The sequence below is a fragment of the Thermobacillus sp. ZCTH02-B1 genome (assembly GCF_002159085.1).
In the GTDB taxonomy this organism is placed as follows: Bacteria; Bacillota; Bacilli; order Paenibacillales; family Paenibacillaceae; genus Thermobacillus.
Window position 1 is genome coordinate 1 of the sequence record NZ_LZRU01000039.1, and the last position, 5,214, is coordinate 5,214.

General features: G+C 65.0%; 4 protein-coding genes. All 4 read left to right on the forward strand.

Annotated features, from left to right (window positions below; all coding sequences use genetic code 11):
* The first annotated feature begins 310 nt into the window (after positions 1–310).
* The 4 genes from A9Z00_RS14545 (at position 311) to galE (ending at position 4,968) form a co-directional block, all read left to right on the forward strand.
* The gene (locus A9Z00_RS14545) at positions 311–781 is read left to right on the forward strand and encodes a glutathione peroxidase (RefSeq protein ID WP_296978989.1); all 471 of its coding nucleotides are present in this window, start codon (positions 311–313) and stop codon (positions 779–781) included.
* Positions 782–799: 18 nt separating this feature from the next.
* On the forward strand, positions 800–1,903 hold the full coding sequence (locus A9Z00_RS14550) for an asparaginase (RefSeq protein WP_296978990.1): 1,104 nt from the start codon (positions 800–802) through the stop codon (positions 1,901–1,903).
* Positions 1,904–1,993: 90 nt separating this feature from the next.
* Positions 1,994–3,712, forward strand: a complete 1,719-nt coding sequence (locus A9Z00_RS14555) for a glutamine--tRNA ligase/YqeY domain fusion protein (RefSeq protein ID WP_296978992.1) — start codon at positions 1,994–1,996, stop codon at positions 3,710–3,712.
* A gap of 233 nt (positions 3,713–3,945) precedes the next feature.
* Positions 3,946–4,968 carry a UDP-glucose 4-epimerase GalE gene (gene galE, locus A9Z00_RS14560; RefSeq protein ID WP_296978993.1) on the forward strand — a complete coding sequence of 341 codons (1,023 nt, stop codon included), beginning with the start codon at positions 3,946–3,948 and terminating at the stop codon, positions 4,966–4,968.
* Positions 4,969–5,214 lie beyond the last annotated feature (246 nt).

Below are 5,214 nucleotides of genomic sequence, written 5' to 3' on the forward strand. Positions count from 1 at the left end.
GGACGTTTTACGACCGACCAAAGGATACGTTAACGGGATGATCCGGTTGCTTAGGGGGCCGTGGCAGAGTAGCACAACGGGCATGGCATTGAAAGGGCTTAGAGGATACTAATACCAGAAAAATGAATCGCCAATCCCATAAGGAAGAAGATCAAAAGCGCTTACAAGGGAAAGGTTCTTTTCAAGTTCGCATCCAGAATCCAAAAAAGGTGCCCACACTAGCTTGACTCAGACGTTCGGCGGCGTTCGTTTGACCGGGATATGGCGCGAATGGTAGACTCGTGGGTAAACATGACGGGAGGTGCGCGGCATGACGGTGCACGCATTCGAGGCGGAGACGCTGGACGGCAGGACGGTCAAGCTTTCCGATTACGCCGGCCAGGTGCTGCTCATCGTGAACACCGCGAGCGCCTGCGGGCTGACGCCGCAATACGAGGGGCTGCAGCGGCTGTACGAGCGGTACCGGGACCGGGGGTTTGCGGTGCTCGGCTTCCCCTGCAACCAGTTCGCGGGGCAGGAGCCGGGCACGAACGAGGAAATCCGCGCGTTCTGCACGCGAAATTACGGCGTGACGTTCCCGATGTTCGCGAAGGTCGAGGTGCGCGGCGAGGGGGCGCATCCGCTGTTCCGGTATCTGACCGGCGGCGACGACGGGCAGATCCCGTGGAATTTCACGAAGTTCCTGATCGACCGGGAAGGGAAGCCGGTGCGCCGGTACGAACCGAAGGTGACGCCGGACGAGCTGGCCGGGGACATCGAGGAGCTGCTGGATCGAGGCTGACGGTTGGCGGGGTGCGGCATGTTGACGGAAATTCTGGTCGTATTCACCGGCGGCACGATTGGCAGCCGGCGGAGCGGCGCGGTCGTCGACGTCGACGGCGGCGCGGGCTTCGAACTGCTCGAGCGATATCGGGCGCTGGCGGGCCCGCTGTCGGAGGCGGTCCGCTTCGAGACGGTTCAGCCGATGATGCTGCTCAGCGAGAACATGACGCCGGGGCATTGGCTTGGGCTCGTCCGCTGCCTGCGGGAGCGGCTCGGGGCGGAGCCGGGAAGGTTCGCGGGCGCGGTCGTCGCGCACGGCTCGGACACGCTGCCCTACACGGCGGCGATGCTGGGTTACGCGCTTGCGGATGTCCGGCTGCCGGTCGTGCTGATCGCGGCGAACCGGCCGCTCGATGATCCGCTGAGCAACGGCGTCCGGAATTTCGCCGCGGCGGTCGATTTCATCCTGGACGCGGCGCTGCCGGGCGTCTATGTCGTCTTTGAGAACGACCGGGGCGAGATGCCGGTCATGCTCGGGACGCGCCTGACGGAGGCCCGCCCGTTCGACGACCAGTTCGTGCCGACGTACGGCGCGCCGCTCGGCCACATGCGGGACGGGCGATTCGTGCCCTGCGGGCACGCGGTGAATCCGCCGGTCGCGGCGCTGCGCGCGCCGCGCGGGCCCGCGCTGCCGCCGGAGGGAATCGGCTTCGCGACGGATATCCTTTATATCCGTCCCTATCCCGGACTCGACTACGGGCTCTATGACTTCGAACGGCTGCCGCGGCGTCCGTCGGCGGTGCTGCACGGCCTGTACCATTCGGCGACCGCGTGCAGCGCCCGGGCCGGCGCGTACGCGTCGTCTTTGCCCGCGTTCGCGGCGCGGTGCGCCGCGCTCGGCATCGACGTGTACATCGCGCCGGCGAAGGCGGAAGACACCGCCCGGTACCGCTCGGCGCATGAGATCGCCGCGGCGGACGGCGTGCGGGCGCTTGCGCGCATCGCGCCGGAGGCGGCCCTCGTCAAGCTGATGGCCGCCTACGGCACGTGGCCCGGACGCGATCCGGAGGCGGTGCGCGAGCGGGAGAAGTTCCTTGCGCGGAACGTCTTTTTCGAGCATCACGAGGGCGGGGATTGGTGAAGCGGGGAAAATTGTGTATTATATGAAAACAGGTGAAAACAGGATTTCCGCGTGAATTTCCGCCGTGATGAGAGGAAGGGTTGGTCTGGGGTGGAGAACAAGACGTCTTCGAACTTCATTCGCACGATCGTGGAACGGGACCTGAAGGAGGGCCGGGTGAAGACCGTCGTCACCCGTTTCCCGCCCGAGCCGAACGGGTATCTGCACATCGGCCACGCCCGGGCGATCACGATCAACTTCGACATCGCCGCCGCCTACGGGGGCCGGACCCATCTGCGTTTCGACGACACGAATCCGCTGAAGGAGGACGTCGAGTACGTCGAGGCGATCAAGCGGGACATCGAGTGGCTCGGATTCAAATGGGACGCGCTCTACTTCGCGTCGGATTATTTCGAGGAAATATACAACCGCGCGGTGCTGCTGATCAAGAAGGGGCTCGCGTACGTCGACGACCAGTCGCCGGAGGAGATCCGCAGGACGCGCGGGACGCTGACCGAGCCGGGCATCGAGAGCCCGTACCGGAACCGGAGCGTCGAGGAGAACCTCGACCTGTTCGAGCGGATGCGCAAGGGCGAGTTCAAGGAAGGCGAAAAGGTGCTGCGCGCGAAGGTGGACATGAAATCTCCGAACCTCAACATGCGCGACCCCGTCATTTACCGGATCATCCATGCGCGCCACCACAACACCGGGGACAAATGGTGCATCTACCCGACCTACACGTTCGCGCATCCGCTGGAGGACGCGATCGAGGGCGTCACCCACTCGCTCTGCTCGCTGGAATTCGAAGACCAGCGGCCGTTCTACGACTGGGTCATCCGCGAGTGCGAGATGGAGTCGCAACCGCGCCAATATGAGTTCGCGAAGCTGCAGATCAAGGGCGCGGTCATCGGCAAGCGGTACATCAAACAGCTCGTGGAGGCGGGCGTGCTCGACGGCTGGGACGACCCGCGCGTGTACACGCTGTGCGGGCTCCGGCGGCGCGGCTACACGCCGGAGGCGATCAAGGCGTTCGTGCGCGAGACCGGGGTGTCGAAGAGCGCCGGCGTCGTCGATCCGCGGATGCTGGAGCATTTCGTCCGGGAGGATCTGAAGCTGAAGGCGCCGCGCACGATGGCGGTGCTCAGCCCTCTCAAGGTGGTCATCACGAACTACCCGGAAGGGCAGGTGGAGTGGCTCGAGGCCGAGAACAACCCCGAGAATCCGGAAATGGGCGTGCGGCGGATTCCTTTCTCGCGGGAGATTTACATCGAGCAGGACGACTTCATGGAGACGCCGCCGCCGAAATATCACCGCCTGTACCCCGGGAACGAGGTGCGCCTGAAGCACGCGTACTTCATCAAGTGCGAGGAAGTCGTGAAGGACGAGCACGGCAACGTGGTCGAGCTGCGCTGCACCTACGATCCGGAGACGAAGAGCGGATCCGGGTTCACGGGGCGGAAAGTGAAGGGGACGATCCACTGGGTCGAGGCGACGCACGCGGTGCCGGCGGAGTTCCGGCTGTTCGAGCCGCTGCTGCTCGACGAGAACGAGGTGGACGAGGAGCCCGAAGCGGGGGCGGGCGAGGACGGCGGGGAGGCCGTGTCGGCGGAGGACCGCTCGCTGCTCTCGCGCATCAACCCGAATTCGCTCCGGGTGCTGCACGGGTTCGTCGAGCCGCAGATGAAGGACGTCGAACCGGAGCAGAAGTTCCAGTTCTTCCGGCACGGGTATTTCAACGTCGATCCGAAGCTGTCGGCGCCCGGCAAGCCGGTCTTCAACCTCATCGTCTCGCTCAAGAGCTCCTACGATCCCAAAGCGGCGAATGCCTGAGTCCGGCCGCATCGGGCCCGGGCCGCAAGCAGCGAACGCTTGCGACCCGGGCCTCTTCGTTCCGCTTGCGGTTCGGGCGCCGGCGTTCGGCTTGCATTCCCGGGGCTCGTCTTTTCCCGGGGTCCGTCTTTCTTTTTGCAGTCTTCTTGCAGTCCGGGTCCCGTCGTTCTATGATAGACTGGAAGAAACCAACATGGCTGTACATCGAAACCAACGAAAAAAGGATGGAGAGCATGACGATTCTCGTAACGGGAGGAGCCGGCTACATCGGCAGCCATACCTGCGTCGAGCTGCTGAACGCGGGGTATGACGTCGCGGTGGTGGACAACCTGTCGAACAGCCGCCGCGAGGCGATCCGGCGCGTCGAGGAAATCGCGGGGCGCCGGGTGGCGTTCTACCAGGCCGATCTGCTGGACAAGCCCGCGCTGGAGCGGGTGTTCCGCGAGCATCCGGTCGAGGCGGTCATCCATTTCGCCGCGCTGAAGGCGGTCGGCGAGTCGGTCGAGAAGCCGCTCGAGTACTACTGGAACAACATCGCCGGCACGCTCACGCTGCTTCGCACGATGCGGGAGTTCGGCGTGAAGCGGATCGTGTACAGCTCGTCCGCAACCGTCTACGCCGTGCCCGATCCGCCGCGCCCGCTCACGGAGGATTCGCCGCTCGGGCCGGTCAACCCCTACGGCCGGACGAAATGGATGGGCGAGCTCATCCTGCGCGACCTGCACGCGGCCGATCCCGAATGGGCGATCGCGGTGCTGCGCTATTTCAATCCGGTCGGGGCGCATCCGAGCGGGCGGATCGGCGAGGATCCGGAGGGCATCCCGAACAACCTGATGCCGTACATCACGCAGGTGGCCGTCGGCCGGCGCGAGCGGCTGAACGTGTTCGGCGGCGACTATCCGACCGCGGACGGGACCGGCGTCCGGGACTACATCCACGTCGTGGACCTCGCGGAAGGCCATCTGAAGGCGCTGGACAACATCCTCACAAACCCGGGCTATCACGTCTATAATCTCGGCACCGGGCGCGGATACAGCGTGCTCGAGGTCGTGGCCGCGTTCGAACGGGTGAGCGGCCGCAAGATTCCGTACGCGATCGTCGACCGCCGGCCGGGCGACGTCGCGGTCTGCTATGCGGACCCGTCCGCCGCGCGTGACGGGCTGGGCTGGGCGGCGAAGCGGGGCATCGAGGAGATGTGCGCCGACGCCTGGCGCTGGCAGCGGCAGAACCCGGAGGGGTACGGCGCGGCAGAATAGCCCTGACGGGCACAGGAAAGAATCCGATGGGTGCGCGATGGACAGGCCTGCCCGGGAGCGGGCGCGTCGAGGAACAAAGCCATGCGGACAAAAGAAAGAGAGACCCCGAAGGGTCTCTCCAGACTGAAGACAAACTCCCACGTGCGACCCATCGCAGCGATCGCCGTGGGAGTTTTTCGTGCCTTTTTATGTGCCATCGCAGGAAAATGAAACAATACCACCCGTGGCTATCCCCAGGCTGACCTG

What these genes read in the sequence shown, in the direction of transcription:
- A9Z00_RS14545 (WP_296978989.1), top strand. Translation starts at nt 311, where the DNA reads ATGACGGTGCACGCATTCGAGGCGGAGACGCTGGACGGCAGGACGGTC.
- galE (WP_296978993.1), top strand. Translation starts at nt 3,946, where the DNA reads ATGACGATTCTCGTAACGGGAGGAGCCGGCTACATCGGCAGCCATACC.
- A9Z00_RS14550 (WP_296978990.1), top strand. Translation starts at nt 800, where the DNA reads ATGTTGACGGAAATTCTGGTCGTATTCACCGGCGGCACGATTGGCAGC.